A 1,955-nucleotide genomic window follows, 5' to 3' on the forward strand; every position below is an offset into this window, starting at 1 on the left:
GCGCCCGCCCCCCGGCGGCGGCGGCGCACGGGACCGGTCGGCACCGACCCCGCCTACCTCATCTTCACCTCCGGGACGACCGGCCTGCCCAAGGGCGTGGTGATGAGCCACCGCGCCAACATCGCCTTCTACGAAGGGGTGCACGTCCAGGACGTCATCGACCCCGACGACCGGGTCGCGATCGCCGCGCCGTTCCACTTCGACCTGTGCCTCGGCGGCCTCTCCCTCACCCTGAGCCGCGGCGCGACCGTGGTGCCCGTGCCCCGCGAGCGGCTGGACTGGCCGCGGCGGTTCGCCGGGTTCCTGCGCGAGGCCGAGGTGACCCACGTGCAGGGGGTGCCGTCCATCTGGCGGATGCTGATCCGGCACGAACCGGCGGAGCTGGCCTCGCTGGACCTGGTGCGGCGGGTCTTCTTCACCGGCGAGGAGTTCCCCCTGCCGGAGCTGCGCGAGTTCCAGCGGCTGCTGCCCGGGCGGCGCATCATCAACTGTTACGGGGCCACCGAGTCGATGGCGGCGTCCGTCACCGACGTCCCCGACCCGCTCCCCGACGGCCTCGAACGGCTCCCCGACGGCCTCGAACGGCTCCCCATCGGCCACGCCCACGCCGGAGCCGCATGGACGATCCACGACGAGGACGGAGAACCCGTCAGCGAACCCGGCGTCACCGGCGAGATCTACCTGCGCAGCCCCGCCCTGTTCTCCGGCTACTGGGACGACCCCGAAGCCACCGCCCGCGCCCTGGTCCTCGACCCGCTCAACCCCGCGAGCGGGCAGCGGGTCCTGCGCACCGGCGACCTCGCCTACCGCGGCGACGCCGGCGAACTCTACTTCTGCGGGCGCGCCGACTCCCAGGTCCAGATCCGCGGCAACCGGGTCGAACTCGGCGAGGTGGAACGCAGGATCTCCGAGCATCCCGGGGTCGCGACGGCCGTCGTGCTGCTGCCGCCGCGGGCGGACGGGCAGGCCGAGCTGAGCGCGTTCGTGGTCATGAAGCCCGGCCTCGACCCCGTCAAACTGGTCGAACTCCGGTCCTTCTGCCTGGAGACCCTGCCCGCCTATATGGCTCCACGGGATCTGCGCGTCCTGTCGGACCTCCCGGTCACCCCTAACGGAAAGGTCGACCGCAAAGCCCTGGTAGAGCGGTTTTTCGAGGCGGTCTCTTAGGGGTCCGCTAGGGGTTAGAGGAGGGCTCGCCCCGAGGTTACGTTCAGCCCATGGATTCTTCGGTGATCGCGCAGGAACGCACCACGCAATACCCGAATGACGAGGAACTCCTGACACGCGTCATGACGCCGTACCGGCCGAAGAACTGCGTGTATCTGAAGGAAGCCCTGGTCACCGTCGAGGGTGAGCCCCTGGAGAACGGCAGGATCTACGCGTCCTGCCGGTTCGAGATTCCCGAGTCGTGCTACATCGACGACACGGGCCATTTCAACTCCGTGGAATTCAACATCTGTTACAACCAGATGGCCTACTACCTCATCGCGAAGTCCATCAAGGAAGGGCTCGTCCATCCTTTCTCCCAGTGGTCGATGGACGAGTTCTGGAGCCACCAGCTCGGCGACATCCTGATCACCGACTTCCGGAGCATGTTCCGCACGCAGATGCGCGGCCGGTTCTTCCGCGGCGAGATCGAGATCGTGGAGACCGTCGCCTGGGACGGCAGCGATCTGCGCGACTCGCTGGTCGTGGTCCGCACCAAGTGCCGCTACTGGGACGACTTCGGCGGCGACTCCCGCGGCGAGGTCAGTGCCGCGATCACCAACCCTCCGCCCTTGTCCGGGAGCTGACCATGATCGGGTACCAAGAGACCACCCTCGACGCCGCGCCCGGGGCCTGGCCGCCGGCCGACGCCACGGAGATCGACACCGACGACCTGTACGCCCGGCTCGCCGCCCGCGGTTTCGGCTACGGCCCGGCCTTCCGCGGCCTGCGCGCGGCCTGGCGGAGCG

At 69.3% G+C, this 1,955-nt stretch carries 3 protein-coding genes; all 3 read left to right on the forward strand.

Annotation, left to right across the window (positions count from 1 at the left end; all coding sequences use genetic code 11):
- On the forward strand, positions 1-1,167 hold a 1,167-nt coding region (locus ACYVE7_RS33215; protein WP_460370435.1), incomplete at its 5' end, for an AMP-binding protein.
- 50 nt (positions 1,168-1,217) lie between these two features.
- Positions 1,218-1,793, forward strand: coding sequence for an FcoT family thioesterase (locus ACYVE7_RS33220; protein ID WP_460370436.1), 576 nt, complete (start codon positions 1,218-1,220; stop codon positions 1,791-1,793).
- A 2-nt stretch (positions 1,794-1,795) separates the two neighbouring features.
- On the forward strand, positions 1,796-1,955 hold a 160-nt coding region (locus tag ACYVE7_RS33225; RefSeq protein ID WP_460370438.1), incomplete at its 3' end, for a polyketide synthase dehydratase domain-containing protein.

It is taken from the genome of Actinocorallia lasiicapitis (assembly GCF_054778695.1).

What these genes read in the sequence shown, in the direction of transcription:
- ACYVE7_RS33220 (WP_460370436.1), top strand. Translation starts at nt 1,218, where the DNA reads ATGGATTCTTCGGTGATCGCGCAGGAACGCACCACGCAATACCCGAAT.